Annotated in this window: 15 protein-coding genes; 7 read left to right on the forward strand and 8 right to left on the reverse strand. The window is 60.6% G+C overall.

Annotation, left to right across the window (positions count from 1 at the left end):
* Positions 1 to 38: 38 nt before the first annotated feature.
* The 3 genes from OEZ71_RS16075 to OEZ71_RS16085 all read left to right on the forward strand — a co-directional run bounded on the left by OEZ71_RS16075 (position 39) and on the right by OEZ71_RS16085 (position 3,553).
* Positions 39 to 1,706, forward strand: a complete 1,668-nt coding sequence (locus OEZ71_RS16075) for an ABC transporter ATP-binding protein (protein WP_263741422.1) — start codon at positions 39 to 41, stop codon at positions 1,704 to 1,706.
* A 26-nt stretch (positions 1,707 to 1,732) separates the two neighbouring features.
* The gene (gene ygfZ, locus OEZ71_RS16080) at positions 1,733 to 2,497 is read left to right on the forward strand and encodes a CAF17-like 4Fe-4S cluster assembly/insertion protein YgfZ (RefSeq protein ID WP_263741042.1); all 765 of its coding nucleotides are present in this window, start codon (positions 1,733 to 1,735) and stop codon (positions 2,495 to 2,497) included.
* 81 nt (positions 2,498 to 2,578) lie between these two features.
* Entirely contained in the window at positions 2,579 to 3,553 is a 975-nt protein-coding gene (locus OEZ71_RS16085; protein ID WP_263741423.1) for an acyltransferase family protein, read from the forward strand.
* A gap of 50 nt (positions 3,554 to 3,603) precedes the next feature.
* Here OEZ71_RS16085 and efp read toward each other — a convergent pair whose 3' ends face one another.
* Positions 3,604 to 4,167: an elongation factor P gene (efp, locus tag OEZ71_RS16090; RefSeq protein WP_263741043.1), complete on the reverse strand. Its 564-nt coding sequence runs from the start codon at positions 4,165 to 4,167 to the stop codon at positions 3,604 to 3,606.
* A 218-nt stretch (positions 4,168 to 4,385) separates the two neighbouring features.
* Between efp and OEZ71_RS16095 the strand changes: the two genes are divergently transcribed.
* The gene (locus OEZ71_RS16095; RefSeq protein WP_263741044.1) at positions 4,386 to 4,706 is read left to right on the forward strand and encodes a DUF6280 family protein; all 321 of its coding nucleotides are present in this window, start codon (positions 4,386 to 4,388) and stop codon (positions 4,704 to 4,706) included.
* A gap of 95 nt (positions 4,707 to 4,801) precedes the next feature.
* Here OEZ71_RS16095 and OEZ71_RS16100 read toward each other — a convergent pair whose 3' ends face one another.
* From OEZ71_RS16100 to dnaK, 6 genes are all read right to left on the reverse strand, one after another.
* The gene (locus tag OEZ71_RS16100; protein ID WP_263741045.1) at positions 4,802 to 5,794 is read right to left on the reverse strand and encodes a hypothetical protein; all 993 of its coding nucleotides are present in this window, start codon (positions 5,792 to 5,794) and stop codon (positions 4,802 to 4,804) included.
* Between the two features lie 70 nt (positions 5,795 to 5,864).
* Complete coding sequence (locus OEZ71_RS16105) at positions 5,865 to 7,223, reverse strand: TolC family outer membrane protein (protein ID WP_263741047.1); 1,359 nt, start codon at positions 7,221 to 7,223, stop codon at positions 5,865 to 5,867.
* A gap of 58 nt (positions 7,224 to 7,281) precedes the next feature.
* Positions 7,282 to 7,935 carry a protein-L-isoaspartate O-methyltransferase family protein gene (locus OEZ71_RS16110; protein ID WP_263741048.1) on the reverse strand — a complete coding sequence of 218 codons (654 nt, stop codon included), beginning with the start codon at positions 7,933 to 7,935 and terminating at the stop codon, positions 7,282 to 7,284.
* Positions 7,936 to 8,153: 218 nt separating this feature from the next.
* Positions 8,154 to 8,915 carry a RadC family protein gene (gene radC / locus OEZ71_RS16115; protein WP_263741424.1) on the reverse strand — a complete coding sequence of 254 codons (762 nt, stop codon included), beginning with the start codon at positions 8,913 to 8,915 and terminating at the stop codon, positions 8,154 to 8,156.
* Between the two features lie 68 nt (positions 8,916 to 8,983).
* Complete coding sequence (dnaJ, locus tag OEZ71_RS16120; RefSeq protein WP_263741049.1) at positions 8,984 to 10,129, reverse strand: molecular chaperone DnaJ; 1,146 nt, start codon at positions 10,127 to 10,129, stop codon at positions 8,984 to 8,986.
* A gap of 73 nt (positions 10,130 to 10,202) precedes the next feature.
* The gene (gene dnaK / locus OEZ71_RS16125; RefSeq protein ID WP_263741050.1) at positions 10,203 to 12,119 is read right to left on the reverse strand and encodes a molecular chaperone DnaK; all 1,917 of its coding nucleotides are present in this window, start codon (positions 12,117 to 12,119) and stop codon (positions 10,203 to 10,205) included.
* Positions 12,120 to 12,360: 241 nt separating this feature from the next.
* On the opposite strand from dnaK, the gene OEZ71_RS16130 reads away from it, so the two are divergent.
* The gene (locus OEZ71_RS16130; RefSeq protein ID WP_412175650.1) at positions 12,361 to 12,933 is read left to right on the forward strand and encodes an alpha-ketoglutarate-dependent dioxygenase AlkB family protein; all 573 of its coding nucleotides are present in this window, start codon (positions 12,361 to 12,363) and stop codon (positions 12,931 to 12,933) included.
* Here OEZ71_RS16130 and OEZ71_RS16135 read toward each other — a convergent pair.
* A complete protein-coding gene (locus tag OEZ71_RS16135; RefSeq protein ID WP_263741051.1) occupies positions 12,930 to 13,751 on the reverse strand; it encodes an ABC transporter permease in 822 nt (273 codons plus the stop codon). The genes OEZ71_RS16130 and OEZ71_RS16135 overlap by 4 nt on opposite strands.
* Before the next feature lie 128 nt (positions 13,752 to 13,879).
* On the opposite strand from OEZ71_RS16135, the gene cysQ reads away from it, so the two are divergent.
* Positions 13,880 to 14,677 carry a 3'(2'),5'-bisphosphate nucleotidase CysQ gene (gene cysQ / locus OEZ71_RS16140; protein WP_263741052.1) on the forward strand — a complete coding sequence of 266 codons (798 nt, stop codon included), beginning with the start codon at positions 13,880 to 13,882 and terminating at the stop codon, positions 14,675 to 14,677.
* Positions 14,674 to 15,474 carry a 3-deoxy-manno-octulosonate cytidylyltransferase gene (locus tag OEZ71_RS16145; protein ID WP_263741053.1) on the forward strand — a complete coding sequence of 267 codons (801 nt, stop codon included), beginning with the start codon at positions 14,674 to 14,676 and terminating at the stop codon, positions 15,472 to 15,474. Before cysQ ends, OEZ71_RS16145 begins: the two co-directional genes overlap by 4 nt.
* Positions 15,475 to 15,590: the final 116 nt, after the last annotated feature.

Consider the following 15,590-nt stretch of genomic DNA (forward strand, 5'->3'; position numbering starts at 1 on the left):
GGCTTTGGCATGGCTACCTGTCGCGTCACAAATGGGTAATGGCGCTGGCCTTTGTTTTCATGGTGCTGGAAGGATCCACGCTCGCGGCGCTTTCGTGGTCGTTGAAACCTCTTTTTGACCGGGTTTTTGTAGGCGGCGAAGGTGATCTGATCTGGCTCGTCGGCGGGTTCATCCTTGCTCTGTTTCTGATCCGTGCGACGACGCTCATCATCAATCGGTCGCTGCTGACACGAGTTGCGCAAAAGACGTCGACAGCGATGCAGGTCGATCTTTTGGCTCATGTCCTGACGCTCGATGGTCCTTTCTTTCAGATCAATCCGCCCGGCGCCTTGATCGAAAGGGTGCAGGGTGATACGGCGGCGGTGCAAAGCGTCTGGTCTGTTCTGATCACGGGGGTCGGGCGCGATCTGGTGGCGCTTGTATCGCTATTCGGTGTTGCGGTCGCAATCGACCCGCGCTGGACCGTGACGGCGCTTGTTGGCGCGCCGCTCCTCATCCTGCCGACGCTTGCGGTGCAGCGGTATATCCGGCGCAAGACCGATCATGTACGAACCCAGGCGGGACAGCGGGCAACGCGGCTGGATGAGGTCTTTCACGGCATCGCCGCGGTCAAGCTGAACCGGATGGAGGACTATCAGATCTCGCGTTTTCGCGACATCGTCGGCCGGATAGTCCGGGCCGAGGTCAAGACAGCTGCCAGCCGCGCCGCGATCCCGGCGCTAATCGACATCGTCACAGGGCTTGGTTTTTTTGGCGTCCTGCTGCTAGCGGGCGGTGAAATCACGTCGGGCGAACGCACCGTCGGCGAGTTCATGTCGTTCTTTACTGCGATGGCGCTTGCGTTTCAGCCGCTGCGTCGTCTGGGTGACATGGCGGGAACCTGGCAGGTTGCGGCGGCCAGTCTCACGCGGCTGTACCGGTTGTTCGATACCAGACCGGCCATCCGCCATACCCTGGCCGCCCGACCTGCGGACCCGACCAAAACGGGGATCGCCTTTGCTGACGTGCATCTGTCCTATGGTGATCATCCGGTTCTGAACGGCCTGAGCTTTGTCGCGGAGCCGGGCAAGACGACTGCGCTTGTTGGCCCGTCCGGCGCGGGAAAATCGACGGTGTTCAATCTGCTCACGCGGATGGTCGACCCGTCATCCGGCAAGATCACGGTCGGCGGCGAACCCATTGACGAGCTTGATCTGGGCGAGTTGCGTGACCTTTTCTCGGTAGTTTCGCAAGAGGCAGTGCTATTCGACGAGACCATTCGCGAAAATGTTCTTCTCGGTCGCACCGATCTATCGGAAACGGCATTGGCCACGGCGCTCGAAACCGCTCATGTCACCGAGTTCGTGAAAGCCCTGCCGGGCGGGCTCGACACACATGCCGGTCCGCGTGGCTCGGCGTTGTCGGGTGGGCAGCGGCAACGCGTATCCATTGCGCGGGCAGTTCTGCGAAATGCGCCCATACTGCTCTTGGATGAGGCGACGTCGGCCTTGGACGCGGTATCCGAAGCACTGGTACAGGAAGCGCTGGAGCGGCTGAGCAAGGGGCGCACAACGCTGGTGATCGCGCACCGCCTTGCGACCGTGCGCGATGCTGACAAGATCGTTGTGATGGATCGTGGTCGCGTGGTCGAGGAAGGGACCCACACGACGCTGGTTGCCGGGAACGGGCTTTACGCCAGCCTCTGCCGCCTGCAGTTTTCCGAATAACCGTGCCAGCGAGGAGAGTCACCGGGATGATCGGGGAAAACGCGCCGGACCGCAGGGTGATTGCCATTTCCGGCGCAGACCGGGAAAGCTTCCTGCAGGGCCTCGTCACCAACGATGTCCGGCGGCTGTCGTCGGGTTTGGTCTATGCCGCACTGCTGACCGCGCAGGGCAAGTATCTGGCTGATTTCTTTTTGGTCCCCGATGGGGAGCGCATCCTGATCGATATCCATGCCGATCTGGCTGAGGGTCTGATCCGACGGTTGGGAATGTACCGCTTGCGCGCGGATGTGAGTATTTCCGTGACAGAGCTTCACGTCACGCGGGGTCTCGGACCGGTGCCCGACGGTGCTTTTGCCGATCCCCGGCATCCGGACCTCGGCTGGCGGCTTTACAGCGAGACGCCGGGGACATCTCCTGAGATCGACTGGGATGCGATCCGTGTAGCTCACTGCATACCTGAAACCGGGATCGAACTGATCCCTGAAGACACCTATATCCTTGAGGCAGGCTTCGACCAACTGAACGGAGTCGACTTCCGCAAGGGTTGCTATGTCGGGCAGGAGGTGACCGCCCGGATGAAGCACAAGGCCGAACTGCGGAAGCGGTTCCTTACCGTTCGGATTGATGGAAATGCCGAGCCGGGCACGGCCATCACGCTAGGCGATGGACGTTCAATTGGCATGGTCTTTACCGGCTCCGGCGATCGGGCGATCGCTTACCTCCGTATCGATCGGGCAGATGGACCCCTTGCTGCTGGCGATGCAACAATTACGGTGCCGAAACAGGATTAGGTCTTGCACCGGATTTGTGTGGTTGACGCACAAGGAGTGACGCGCGATGGTCCTCGCTTGTCGCAGCAAGCTGGAAATCGCGTGTTCGGTCCCGGAATATTACGAGTCGTTCTGGCGTCTCTGGTTGTTCTTTCTCACACTTCGGGCATCAAGCTCGGAGGGGTTGCCGTGATCGCCTTCTTCATACTGAGCGGCTATTGGGTTACCCGGCAATACGATCTGAAATACCGCCTCGAGACCTCACCTCTGCGGACATTCTACCTGTCGCGTTTCTTACGCCTCTATCCTGCCTATGTCGTAGCGCTGGTTCTCGCCTTTGCGGTGCGAAAGGGATTTGGTCTCCCCTACGATCCGGACTGGCCGCAAGCCCTACCGCTGTTGGGGGTGGCCACGCATTCGCACGATCTTTTAGGGGTATCGTGGTCGCTTGACCTGGAAATGCAGTTCTACCTGATCGCCCCCCTAGCCTTTCCTTTGCTCAAGCGTGGCGCATTCATCTTGTGCCTGATCGCGTTGTTCACTTGGATCGGCTTTCAAATTAAGGAAGCCACCGGCCTCGCGACCGTCTTCATCTACATCGCGTCTTTTGGGCTCGGCGCGCTTATTCATGCGTGGAACCTGACCTTCAGCGGATATCACGCTGCAATCGGGATCGTGGTGGCACTACTGATCCTGATAGCCTTCAAGATCGGTTTTCCTGGCGCTCCGGAGATCGCCGCCGAGGCGCGCTTCGGCGTGGAAGGGGCGGGACCGACGCTTTTTGTCGGTCTGATGTTGGTTCCGCTTGTCGGCTGGGCGGTTCGGTTGCCGTCGGGCAGGTTCGATCGCTATGCGGGCGATTTTTCCTACAGCCTCTATCTCGTTCACTATCCTTTCTTCTTTGTCATACGGAAGATGGCGGGTGGTGAGATCGGCGATATCGGAAAACTGGCAATGATCGCCGGAGCCTTCGCATTTGCGGCGCTGTTCTTCCTTGTCGTAGACCGGTCGGCTGAAAAATGGCGGGCCAGTTACATCCGTGGACTGCGACGCAGGGCAGAAGCCAAGCAAGCATAAGGAAACCGCCGACAGGTGGCCGGCGGTTTAACAATCAGAGGCTGCCCGGATCAGGCGCGCTCGGAATATTCCATGAATTCGGTGTGGACGATGATGTCCTCGTCCTGGCCGATGAAGGGCGGCACCATGATGCGCACGCCATTGTCGAGGATCGCAGGCTTGTAGCTGTTAGCGGCCGTCTGGCCCTTCACCACCGGCTCGGTCTCCACGACCTTGCAGACCACCTTCTGCGGCAGCTGCATCGACAGCGCCTCTTCGCCATAATACTCGATCGTCGCGACCATCCCGTCCTGCAGGAAGGGGCGGCGGTCGCCGAGGAGGTCGGCGGGCAGTTCGATCTGCTCGAAGGTCTCGTTATCCATGAAAACCAGCATGCCGTCGTTTTCATAGAGGAACTGCTGGTCCTTCTGGTCCAGCCGCACGCGCTCCACCTTGTCCTCGGACCGGAAGCGCTCGTTCAGCTTGCGGCCATCGCGCAGGTTTTTCAGTTCCACCTGGGCAAACGCGCCGCCCTTGCCGGGCTTGACGTGGTTGACTTTCACGGCGGCCCAGAGGCCCCCGTCATGCTCCAGCACATTGCCGGGGCGGATTTCATTGCCGTTGATCTTGGGCATCGGACCGAACCTTATCGGAAGGTTGAAAGGAATTGGGCGGCACCTATATATGCCGGGCAGGTTTGTGGCAAGCCAACTAGATAAAGTGTGCCCTTTGCCGAAGCTATGCGCTATAAGCATGGCTGTTATTCGAAAAGGGGAATACCGAATCGACGGCGTTTTGCCATAGACAGCAGGACGCCGGAAAACGCAAGAGCAATAAGAACGGAAACTGGAAGATGCGCGATTTCGTGGACGGCACCGCATTCAACTACGAGCAAGGCCAGAGGTCGCGTAAGCTTTTCGCGGCTGTGGTCCTCGCGGCGCTGGATGATGCGATTGCCGACGACAAGAAGTATGGCAACGGGCCGGAACAGATCGCCCGTTGGGCGCGGTCGCGTGATGGCCGCGAAGTGTTGTCCTGTGCCGGGATCGACCCCAACGAGCGGGTTGTGAAAGGTCTGATGGAATTTGTAGGCAAGGGTGTACGCACCTCGGTCGCGCTGTCGCGCGAGGAAAGTGAACGCCGCCACGCTGCCGAAGAGGCCGAAGCGGCCTGATCAGTTTATCGCCGCGATGAATTTAGACGCGCCCTTGAGAAAGGGCGCGTTTGTTTTTGGGATAGGTAGATGTGGCCGGTTTCTGACCACGCCGGTCAACGGGCGTTGCGGCTTTCCAATGCGCGGTTGACCTCACGCCGGACCAGCATCCGGATATTGCGGGTCATCCGTTCACCCATCGGGCCCTTGAATTCCTGCCGGATGATCTCTGTGATCAGGTCGCGCAACGCATCGGCATCAAGACCCTCCACGCCGGCAATCTCGTCACCAATACCGGGTGCTGCCGTACCAACCTCGGCTGTCTCCCCCGATTCGGCACTCCGCTCCGGCGCGTCCGCCCGGTCCCAGGGTGCCGTGTCCGTCACCATGTCCTGCGCCGTCAGATTCAGCCGCCGACGGATGCGCCGCCCCGTGGTGCCAACCGCCGCCGACCGCTCAACTGACTGCGGCAACGGACTGGGATCAGAGATGTTCTCGCCTTCCACAAATGCCACGGTATACGTCGGCTCCGCTCTGGTCTCATCCAGATCGCCGGCGATGGGCTCATGATGCTCGGCGTCAACGGTTTCAGAGGTTTCTACTGGTGCAGACATTTCGCCCGAAACTTCGTCGTCCTGTTCATCTTCCGACACAGATTCCCGCTCGGCATCTTCGACTGCATGTTTCGACTGAGGGGCGTGCTCACTACGGTCGGTATCGTCCCCGATATCGACCTCGAATCCGTCCTCGAATGCGCGTTCCAACTCATCATCCGAGGCGCCCGCCCGCGCATGTGCGACTTCGCTGCCATCAGGCTCGAAATCATCGCCGATCCCGGCAACGGCGGCTTCAAGTTCGGCAATCGTGTCTTCCAGCGTGACGCCGCTGCGTCCTTCTGCGGCCACCTCAGGCGCCGAGACACCGCGGTCAATCCGCTGGGCCGAGGTCAGGATCAGCTTGTTGTCGGATTGCGAGTCAACCGCCTTGGCCTCGATCGAATCGAGTCCGGTGGCGTTCGGGCGGCCGACTTCGCGCTTGTCTTCGGAAATCAGGCGCCGGATCGACGAAAGCACATCCTGAATTTCCAAATTTGCCAACGGTTCTGACATGTTGTTTCCTTATCGCCCCCGAACGCAACTTTAGGCCTGTCGGCCCGCTCGGACAACCGTTGTCATGCCATCAGTTCTTCCCGATTGCTTTCAGGACGCGATCCAGGCTCTCGCCCTGCACCGAGGTAGCCGGTGCGGATTTGACCGCGTTGTAATAGGCTTCGGGGTCGTAGATCGGCACGCTCAGGTTCAAATATTCTGCCGTCAGAAGACCCATAGAAGACAAAAGCGAATAAATCGCTACCTGTAGATTTGCCTCGGCCGTGATCCGGTTGGACCGGGCATCGAGAAGCGCTTGTTCGGCATCCAGAACGTCGAGCGTCGTGCGCGCGCCCAGCTTGGCCTCTTCGCGCACGCCATCATAGGCTATGGTCGCTGCGGCGATCTGCCGCTCGGTGGCCGTGATCTGCGCACGGGCGACTTCGATATCGGCCCAGCTGCTGCCGACATTCTGCGTGACGATCACGCTGGTCTGCAAAAGTGCCGATCGCGCGGCGTCGCGGTTGGCAATCGCCTTCCGGTGAACAGCCGACAGCGCGCCGCCCGAATAAATCGTCTGCCGCATCTCGATGCCGATGGATGACGTATTCGCCGAGTTCTCGTTCAGGTTCACCCCTGCCGTTCCGTTGATCACTGGCAGACGCTGGGCTACCGCGAAGGCGACACTCAGATCCGCGCCGGCGGCCTGATGCTGGGCCTGCCGGATTGCCGGATGAGACCGCTGCGCAATCGAGCGCGCATCGTCCAAAACCCGTGGCAGGGCAGGCGGTGTCGGAGCGGTGGCAAGGGCCGTCGGATATTGACCCGTGGTGGCTTTGTACGCTTCACGCGCCGCGGCAAGCTGACCCTCTGCCGCTGCAAGCGAGGCCCGCGCCGCCGCCAGCCGTGCCTCTGCCTGCGCGACATCGGTGCGCGTCACCTCGCCCACGTCGAACTGATCTTGCGTAGCCCGAAGCGTCTCATCAAGGACGCGGACCGAGTTTTGGTTGATGGCGACGTTCTCCATCGCGCTGCGGACGCCGAAGTAAGATGAGACAGCAGAGAGAAGTACGTCCTGCTCGACATTGACGAGGGCTTGACGCGTTGCGAGCACAGCCTCTTTTGCGATGTCGATGTTGATCTTCGAGCGGCCAAAATCGGTAACCAGAACACGGCCCTGAATGGCGAGCGTCGAGGAAACGCCCGGGTTCTGTGGGGAATCGACATGCGATGCACTTGCCACCCATTCGAGAACCGGGCGCAAAGCCGCAACCGCTGAGGCGACATCTTCGTCCGCGGCGCGCAGGACCGCGCGGTTCTGTTCGATCAGGTTGGAGTTCTTGTAGGCCGAAACCAGCGCATCAGCCAGTGTCTCGGATCGGGCCGGGCCGGAAAGTCCGAATGCGCATATGCACGCAACGATCAGCGCCCTGGATGCCGGAAGTCTCATCTTGTTTCATCTTTCGGTTCGTTTCCCGAATCCGTCGAGGAGGCCAGGTCGGGTCGGGTCACAAGGTGAATGCGCGTTCGGTTTCAAAGCCCGGAAGGACCGGGGCGGAGGCGTTGAAGGCAAAGCGCCAGGTGACGCGGCCTTCGTTCTTGTGGCCGATCCGGCACAGCCCGAGCACCCCGTCCATGAAGATGCAGGCAATGCGGCCGCCTTCCTTCAGCTGATCAAGAATTGCCGCAGGTACGGTCTCTGCCGCGCCCTGAATGGTGATGGCGTCGTAGGGGCCGTGCTTTGCCGATCCGGCGGCAAGTGGCCCGGTGATCACCGCGGCATTATCTGCACCGACGTCAGCGAGACGCTGCTCGGCCTGCTGGGCAAGTCCGGTATCTTCCTCTACCGCAACGACGGCCTCGGCCATATGCGCGATCACCGCAGCCGAATAGCCAAGCCCGCAACCGATATCGAGAACCAGATCATCCGATTGGATATCGAGCGCGTCGAGCATCTTCGCCAGCGTGCGCGGTTCAAGCATCACCCGGCCGCCGCCGAGTTCGATATTGTTTCCGACATAAGCCGCCTCGCGCAGTGTGGAGGGCACGAATGTCTCGCGCGGCACCGTCAGCATCGCCTCGATAATCGGGAATTTGGTTACGTCATTGGGGCGCACCTGAGTGTCCACCATCATCGTTCGACGTGCAGCGAAATCGGCCATCTACTGAACTCTTCGGTCTGGTATGTGACTGGCCTGTCTTGCCACAGAACGAGAGGGGGGGCAACGGGGCAGGACGCCGCGCAGTGACGTGGGGCAAGGATATGCAGAACTGAAGTTCTGTGTACTGTCATGTGGGTTCCCCCGAGCGCTCACCGCGCATCAAACCGGGTGTTCTGGCGAACCGAAAATGACCGGCGAGGGGCGATTCTGATCGGATATCAGAGTAATCCTTCCGCGCGAAAGCTCATCTCCCGCGCTTTTCCGATGATGAGGTGATCGTGCAGCGCGATCCCCATGATTCCGGCCGCATCCTGGATCTGTCCGGTGACGGAGATGTCCTGCTCTGACGGAGTCGGATCGCCCGACGGGTGGTTGTGAACAAGGATCAGGGCGGTGGCGTTCAGCTCCAGCGCTCGCTTGATGACTTCGCGCGGATAGACGGGGACGTGATCGACGGTGCCGCGGGCCTGTTCCTCATCGGCGATCAGCACGTTCTTGCGGTCGAGGAAGAGAATGCGGAACTGCTCGGTCTCGCGATGCGCCATCGAGGTGCGGCAATAGTCGAGAAGCTCGTCCCACGACGACAGCACCGCCCGGTTCATCACCTTCGCCCGCGCCAGTCGGTGCGCGGCGGCCTCCACGATCTTGAGTTCCTGCACGACGGCATCGCCCACCCCTTCGACCTCGGACAGCCGGTGCGGTGGGGCGGAGAGGACCCGATTGAAATCGCCGAACCGGTCCAGCAGCCTCCGGGCCAGTGGTTTTACATCCTGCTGGAGAATGGCACGGAATAGGACGAGTTCGAGAAGCTCGTAATCGGGCAGGGCCTGGGCACCGGCCTCTATGAAGCGGGCGCGCAGGCGTCGCCTGTGGTCTTTGATGTAAGAGGGCAGTCGCCCTTGCGGCAATGGTAATTCAGGCGCCTCGTCGCCCGGGAAGAGCGGCAACGGGGCTTCATGAAAGGCACGACTCGGGCACATTGGTCGAGCGTCGCGCGGCATGGTGAAAGAAGAGTTAACGGCTGTCATAAGGTGGGTTTAAAACCACCTTACCCTTTCATTCCGTCCCAGAAATTCTTCACCTTGGAGAAGAAGGATGACCCTTCAGGGTTGTTGTCCTTGCTGAGCTGTTCGAACTCGCGCAGCAATTCCTTTTGCCTGCCGGTCAGGTTCACCGGCGTTTCCACCGCGACCTCGATCAGCATGTCGCCGGTGCCGCCGCCGCGAAGCGCGGGCATGCCCTTGCCACGCAGCCGCATCTGCTTACCGGTCTGGGTGCCAGCCGGAACCTTGACCTTCGACCGCCCGCCATCGATCGTCGGCACCTCGACATCGCCGCCAAGGGCTGCCGCCGTCATCGACACCGGCACCCGGCAATAGAGGTTCACGCCATCCCGCTGGAAGAGCGCGTGTTCGCGGACCTCGATGAAGATGTAAAGGTCGCCCGACGGCCCGCCGCGCATCCCCGCCTCGCCCTCACCGGCGAGGCGAATACGGGTGCCGGTTTCGACGCCTGCCGGGATATTGACCGAAAGCTGACGCTCCTTTTCCGTGCGCCCCGCGCCGTGACAGGTCTTGCAGGGGTTCTTGATCGTCTGGCCCAGACCGCCGCAGGTCGGGCAGGTGCGTTCGACCGTGAAGAAACCCTGCTGGGCGCGGACTTTGCCCATGCCGGAACAGGTCGGACAGGTCTGCGGTTCCGCGCCACCCTCTGCCCCGGTGCCGTTGCAGGACCCGCAGGCGACCGAGGTCGGCACGGTGATCGACTTCTGGACGCCCTTATACGCCTCTTCCAGCGTCACCCGCATGTTGTAGCGCAGGTCGGAACCGCGTTGAGCGCGCTGCCGTCCACCGCCGCCGCGTCCGCCCATGAAGTCGCCGAAGAGATCCTCAAACACGTCCGAGAACGCGCTGGCAAAATCGCCCTGCTGGCCATAACCATGACCGCCGCCACCGCGGGGGCCGCCGCCTTCGAAAGCCGCGTGGCCGAAGCGGTCATAGGCTGCCTTACGGGTGTCGTCCTTCAGGACGTCATAGGCCTCGTTCACTTCCTTGAACTGGGCCTCGGATTCGGGTTTGTCCTTGTTGCGGTCGGGGTGCAGTTCCTTGGCCTTCGTGCGATAGGCCTTCTTGATCTCGTCGGCGGATGCACCGCGCGCGACGCCCAGAACCTCGTAATAATCGCGTTTCGCCATTCTTCGCCCTTTCGGGGAACGCGCGGACCGGCCCGACGGCAAGGGTCAGGCCGATCCTATGGTTCCGGTCGCGTTACTTGCGCTTCTTGTCGTCGCCGAGATCTTCGAAATCGGCATCCACGATGTCGTCATCGACGCCGCGCGGGCTGTCTTCGTCGACTTCGGCTTCACTGCCTTCGGCTTGCTGCGCCTTGTAGATCGCCTCACCCAGTTTCATCGCCGCATCGGTGACGTTCTGGATGCCGCCCTTGATCTTGCCCGCATCCTCGGACTTGAGCGTTTCCTCAAGCGCGCCGATGGCCAGTTCGATCGCTTCGACGGTCGAGGCATCGACCTTGTCGCCATGCTCCTCAAGCGCCTTCTTGGTCGAGTGGATCAGGCTTTCGGCCTGGTTCTTGGCCTCCACCAGCTCCTTGCGGGCCTTGTCGCCTTCGGCATTGACCTCGGCATCCTTGACCATCTTCTCGATCTCTTCGTCCGACAGACCGCCCGAGGCCTGGATGGTGATCGCCTGTTCGCGACCCGTCCCCTTGTCCTTGGCCTTGACTGAGACGATGCCGTTCGCGTCGATGTCGAAAGTGACCTCGATCTGCGGCAGGCCACGAGGCGCGGGCGGGATTTCCTCAAGGTTGAACTGGCCCAAGAGCTTGTTGTCTGCCGCCATTTCCCGCTCGCCCTGGAAGACGCGCAGGGTCACGGCGTTCTGGTTGTCCTCGGCGGTGGAGAAGATCTGGCTCTTCTTCGTCGGGATCGTGGTGTTGCGGTCGATGAGGCGGGTGAAGACGCCGCCAAGCGTTTCGATGCCGAGCGACAGCGGTGTCACGTCCAGCAGGACCACGTCCTTCACATCGCCCTGAAGCACACCGGCCTGAATGGCGGCACCAAGGGCCACAACCTCGTCCGGGTTCACGCCCTTATGCGGTTCCTTGCCGAAGAAGTTCGTCACTTCCTCGATCACCTTCGGCATCCGGGTCATACCGCCGACCAGAACGACCTCGTCGATATCGCCTTTCGACAGGCCCGCATCCTTCAGCGCGTCGGCGCAGGGCTTCATCGACTTCTTGATGAGGTCTGCAACCAGCGATTCCAGCTTCGCCCGGGTCAGTTTCATGACCATGTGCAAGGGCGTGCCGGTGTTCTTGTCCATCGAGATGAACGGCTGGTTGATCTCGGTCTGCTGGCTGGAGGAAAGTTCGATCTTCGCCTTTTCCGCCGCTTCCTTCAGACGCTGAAGCGCCATCTTGTCGCCGGTCAGGTCGACGCCATGCTCTTTTTTGAACTCTTCGGCGAGGTAGTTCACGATGCGCATGTCGAAGTCTTCACCGCCAAGGAAGGTATCGCCGTTGGTCGACTTCACTTCGAAAAGGCCGTCGTCGATCTCAAGGATCGTGATGTCGAAGGTGCCGCCGCCAAGGTCATAGACCGCGATGGTTTTGGTCTCTTTCTTGTCGAGACCATAGGCGAGGGCGGCCGCAGTCGGTTCGTTGATGATGCGCAGCACCTCAAGACCGGCGATCTTGCCCGCATCTTTCGTGGCCTGACGCTGGGCGTCGTTGAAATAGGCCGGAACCGTGATGACGGCCTGCGTGACGCTTTCGCCCAGATAGCTCTCGGCGGTTTCCTTCATCTTCTGAAGGATCACGGCGCTGATCTGCGCGGGGGAATATTTCTCGCCCTTCACCTCGACCCAAGCGTCGCCATTGCCACCGTTGACGATGGAGTAGGGGACAAGCTTTTTGTCCTTCTCGACTTCAGGGTCGGTCATGCGGCGGCCGATCAGGCGCTTGACCGCGAAGACGGTGTTGGTGGGGTTTGTGACCGCCTGGCGCTTGGCCGGCTGGCCGACGAGGCGTTCGCTGTCGGTGAACCCGACGACGGAGGGGGTGGTGCGGGCGCCTTCCGAGTTTTCGATGACGCGCGGCTGCGACCCGTCCATGATGGCGACGCAGGAGTTCGTGGTCCCGAGGTCGATCCCGATGACTTTAGCCATATGTATACCTTTCCTTCGGCGATTAAGTGGCGCCAGATCCGATTGCGGCCTCTGGCCCCGATCCCAAGATTTCGGCCGGGTATGGCACCCTGACCGGCTTCGCAGGGTATATAAGGAGGGGCATGGGGCGCTGCAAGCGCTCTGGCAGTAGGAAAAACAGGGAAAATTTGTGGAAAACCGATCCGCGCAATCAAAGCGTGCCGACGCGCCCGTGCCGACCGCTGTCATCAACGGCGCAACCCTGTTTTCTGGGTTGCTCGACGGGGCAGACCAGGCGCGGATTATTGACGATATCCGCCGGGTGGTCACGGCTGCGCCGCTTTTTTCGCCACTGACGCCTTGGGGCAAGCCGATGTCGGTCAGAATGACGTCGGCGGGAAAGTATGGCTGGTTTTCCGACCGCAAGGGCTATCGTTACACAGACCGGCATCCGCAAGGCGGCACATGGCCCCCGATCCCGGCCAGCGTGCTGGATATATGGGGTCGCCTCGTCGGGTCGGAACGGACGCCGGATTGCTGTCTGGTGAACTTCTACACCGACGGCGCACGGATGGGCCTGCATCAGGATCGGGACGAGGCGGACTTTCGCTGGCCGGTCCTGTCGGTCAGCCTTGGTGACGACGCGCGGTTCCGGATCGGCACCACGACGCGCGGAGGCCCGACCGAAAGCGTCCGGCTGCGTTCGGGCGACGTTCTGCAGCTGGGTGGAGAGGCGCGGCTTGCCTACCACGGTATAGACCGGATCATGCCAGGCACATCATCGCTTCTGCCAAAGGGTGGACGGATCAATCTGACCATGAGGGTTGTCGACTAACGCCCGGCCGTCCAACTAAGCGACGCATTTCGACGGGTATAGAACTCGCCCATCAGGCCCAGGATAAGAAGCGCGAGCGTTATATAAAGCGGATAGGTAAGCGACGTTTTCTGCGGGTAATAGTTGATGAACGCGTAACCGCGCGCTTGGTCGATGATATGAAAGAGCGGATTCCAGTCGAACATCTTCAACATCGCATAGCTCAACGTGTTCGCGACGAACATCTTGCCCGAGGCAAACATGTTGACGCGCATATAAAGCGTACGCGCCAGCTTGACGAAGTCCGGCCACCACGGCCGCATGGCCATTACCACCATCCCCACTGCGACACCATTTAGCCAGGAAAGAAGCAAAATGCCCAGGCAGGACACGGGATCGTCAATTTGTATTGGGCCGAAGGCTATATGATAGACGCCGAGTATTACCGTGACCGACAAGACCTGGATGTAGAGTGATGCCAGGGCAGAAGAACAGATCGCCACTGCCGTGTTCATCGGCGCGTGCAGCATCATCGCCGAGGTCGGCCCGTCAGCAGACAGGACAGCCCCCATCGCCTTAGTATTGGCCATGAACAGGAAGATGCCCGACATAAGGTAGACGACAAAATCCCCCCGGATCGCATTGCCACGCATCCCCAGGAAATTGAACATAACATAGAAGACCGCGATGAGCAGAACGGTCTGAAAAATGTTCATTATCAGCCCGACCATCGCGTGACGGTGGGATCGACGGACGGACTGGACGGTACTGTGATAAATCAGTTCAAGAACCAAGAGCGCCGAGTTAAACCCCGATTTCTGTGTCTCGACCCTGAACATCTCTCGCGTCGTTTCCGCTTGTGGTACGTTGCCTCAAGGTTTTTCGCACAGGAATCTTGCCGTTCCTTTAGCGCGCGATCATAAGGTTAACCGCATTTGCGATCAACTGAGCGTATCGGGAGAAACCGTTGGATCATGAACACCTCACCCGCGTGATGCGCCGTCTGGCGCTCGAAGCAGGCGACCGGATCATGGCGATCTACAATGCCGAGGACTTCGAGGTGCGCTCCAAGTCGGATGCAAGCCCTGTGACCGAAGCCGACGAGGTCGCCGACGCACTGATTTCTGAAGGGTTGGCCGAGGCATTCCCCTCCGTTGCGATCGTGACCGAAGAGCAGGCGACGAGCCACGGGCAGGCGGTTTCTACCTTTCTCATCGTCGATCCACTCGACGGAACCAAGGAATTCATCCAGCGGCGTGGCGATTTTACCGTGAACATAGCCTATGTCGAAGATGGCGTTCCTCTCCGCGGGGTCGTCTATGCACCGGCAAAGGGCCGCCTGTTTTACACTCTCCCTGACGGCCGCTCGGTCGAAGAAAAGGGAGATTTCGACAAGGAAGAGTCGGGCGAGCAGGTTGCACTCGGCGTTTCGGTGCCGGACAATCGGGCATTGATGGTCGTCGCCTCCAAATCCCATCGCGATCAGGCAACTGACGACTATATCGGCCGCTACGCCGTGCGCGACATGACCAGCGCGGGATCGAGCCTCAAATTCTGCCTTGTCGCAACCGGCGAAGCGGACCTCTACCCGCGTCTGGGGCGCACGATGGAATGGGATACGGCCGCCGGTGATGCCGTTCTGCGCGGCGCTGGCGGAGAAATGGTACGGTTCGACGATCACACGCCGTTCACCTACGGCAAACCCGGTTTCGAGAATCCCTTTTTCATCGCCTATGCTCCCGGCGTTCTTCTGGTGAAGGAATGAGCGTCCTTATCGTCATTCCGGCGCGCTATGCCTCCACCCGCTATCCGGGCAAGCCGCTTGTTGCCTTGACCGGTGCCGATGGACGGGCCCGTACCCTGATCCAGCGCAGTTGGGAAGCCGCGATGCAGGTTTCCGGCGTCGACCGCGTCGTAGTCTCGACCGATGACGACCGTATCCGGTCCGTCGCAGAAGGCTTCGGCGCCGAGGTCGTCATGACGTCAGAGGCCTGCCGCAACGGGACCGAACGCTGCGCTGAGGCGCATGAAGTTCTGGGTGTTCGATATGATATTGTCGTTAATCTTCAAGGAGATGCTCCACTGACACCGCACTGGTTCGTCGAGTCTTTGATCGCCGGGCTGCTTGCGGATCCCGAAGCCGATATCGCGACCCCGGTACTGCGTTGCGACGGGCGAGCTCTCAAGGGATTCATCGAGGATCGCCGCCATGGGCGTGTCGGCGGAACCACTGCGGTTTTCGGTAAGGGCAACCGCGCGCTTTATTTCTCGAAAGAAGTGATCCCCTTTACCGGCAGACAATATAGCGACGATGAACCGACGCCGGTCTTTCACCATGTCGGTGTCTATGCCTACCGGCCTGCGGCGCTCGCCGCCTATCCCGGCTGGCCGACCGGCCCGCTTGAAGCCCTCGAAGGTCTGGAACAACTCCGCTTTCTGGAGCAGGGCAGGCCGGTTCTCTGCGTCGAGGTGGAGGCGCGTGGCCGTCATTTCTGGGAACTCAACAATCCCGAAGACGTGCCGCGAATCGAAGCGATGCTGAGACACATGAACATGAACTGAATTTCCCGTACGGGTTGCATGGAGATTCGTGATTGGCTAGGGAAAACCTGACTACAATCTAGGCATACCAAGGCCTACCGTTGCCAAATCGGCCCGCTGTTAGCCAAATTTAGTCA

It is taken from the genome of Albidovulum litorale (assembly GCF_025751495.1).
Taxonomy (GTDB): domain Bacteria; phylum Pseudomonadota; class Alphaproteobacteria; order Rhodobacterales; family Rhodobacteraceae; genus Albidovulum; species Albidovulum litorale.

Bases quoted from the DNA above. Each gene is read 5' to 3' on its own strand.
- OEZ71_RS16105 (WP_263741047.1), bottom strand. From the start codon at position 7,223: ATGAGACTTCCGGCATCCAGGGCGCTGATCGTTGCGTGCATATGCGCA.
- ygfZ (WP_263741042.1), top strand. From the start codon at position 1,733: ATGATCGGGGAAAACGCGCCGGACCGCAGGGTGATTGCCATTTCCGGC.
- dnaK (WP_263741050.1), bottom strand. From the start codon at position 12,119: ATGGCTAAAGTCATCGGGATCGACCTCGGGACCACGAACTCCTGCGTC.
- OEZ71_RS16145 (WP_263741053.1), top strand. From the start codon at position 14,674: ATGAGCGTCCTTATCGTCATTCCGGCGCGCTATGCCTCCACCCGCTAT.
- OEZ71_RS16110 (WP_263741048.1), bottom strand. From the start codon at position 7,935: ATGGCCGATTTCGCTGCACGTCGAACGATGATGGTGGACACTCAGGTG.
- OEZ71_RS16095 (WP_263741044.1), top strand. From the start codon at position 4,386: ATGCGCGATTTCGTGGACGGCACCGCATTCAACTACGAGCAAGGCCAG.
- dnaJ (WP_263741049.1), bottom strand. From the start codon at position 10,129: ATGGCGAAACGCGATTATTACGAGGTTCTGGGCGTCGCGCGCGGTGCA.
- OEZ71_RS16075 (WP_263741422.1), top strand. From the start codon at position 39: ATGGCGCTGGCCTTTGTTTTCATGGTGCTGGAAGGATCCACGCTCGCG.
- OEZ71_RS16100 (WP_263741045.1), bottom strand. From the start codon at position 5,794: ATGTCAGAACCGTTGGCAAATTTGGAAATTCAGGATGTGCTTTCGTCG.
- OEZ71_RS16135 (WP_263741051.1), bottom strand. From the start codon at position 13,751: ATGTTCAGGGTCGAGACACAGAAATCGGGGTTTAACTCGGCGCTCTTG.
- radC (WP_263741424.1), bottom strand. From the start codon at position 8,915: ATGTGCCCGAGTCGTGCCTTTCATGAAGCCCCGTTGCCGCTCTTCCCG.
- efp (WP_263741043.1), bottom strand. From the start codon at position 4,167: ATGCCCAAGATCAACGGCAATGAAATCCGCCCCGGCAATGTGCTGGAG.